4 tRNA genes are annotated in these 517 nt (G+C 50.1%); all 4 read left to right on the top strand.

Features of this window, described 5'->3' with window-relative positions:
- Window positions 1–78: 78 nt before the first annotated feature.
- The 4 genes from AC1RNS_RS26510 (at window position 79) to AC1RNS_RS26495 (ending at window position 428) form a co-directional block, all read left to right on the top strand.
- A tRNA-Lys gene (locus tag AC1RNS_RS26510) sits at window positions 79–151 on the top strand.
- Window positions 152–173: 22 nt separating this feature from the next.
- Window positions 174–250: transfer RNA gene (locus tag AC1RNS_RS26505), tRNA-Arg, on the top strand.
- A gap of 11 nt (window positions 251–261) precedes the next feature.
- Window positions 262–338 (top strand) — tRNA-Pro (locus AC1RNS_RS26500).
- A 14-nt stretch (window positions 339–352) separates the two neighbouring features.
- Window positions 353–428 (top strand) — tRNA-Ala (locus AC1RNS_RS26495).
- Window positions 429–517 lie beyond the last annotated feature (89 nt).

Here is a 517-nt window from a genome sequence, read left to right as displayed (position 1 = left end):
AAGCGGTAAGGCAACGGATTTTGATTCCGTCATGCCTAGGTTCGAATCCTAGTACCCCAGCCATTCATTTCTTAATTTGAGCCATTAGCTCAGTTGGTAGAGCATCTGACTTTTAATCAGAGGGTCGAAGGTTCGAGTCCTTCATGGCTCATCATTTTTATAGATACATATGCGCGCCCGTAGCTCAATTGGATAGAGCGTCTGACTACGGATCAGAAGGTTATGGGTTCGACTCCTGTCGGGCGCGCCATTTTATGATTTCGGAATGTAGCTCAGCTTGGTAGAGCACTTGGTTTGGGACCAAGGGGTCGTAGGTTCGAATCCTGTCATTCCGACCATCTTTATTTTATTTGGGGCCTTAGCTCAGCTGGGAGAGCGCCTGCCTTGCACGCAGGAGGTCAGCGGTTCGATCCCGCTAGGCTCCACCATTTCAATATTTTTGGAGGTATACCCAAGTCTGGCTGAAGGGATCGGTCTTGAAAACCGACAGGCGGGTAACACCGCGCGGGGGTTCGAA

It is taken from the genome of Lysinibacillus sp. GW821-FHT14F06 (assembly GCF_058803665.1).
The sequence above is the reverse complement of the archived record's forward strand: the minus strand, read 5'-3'. Positions and strand labels throughout refer to the sequence as shown.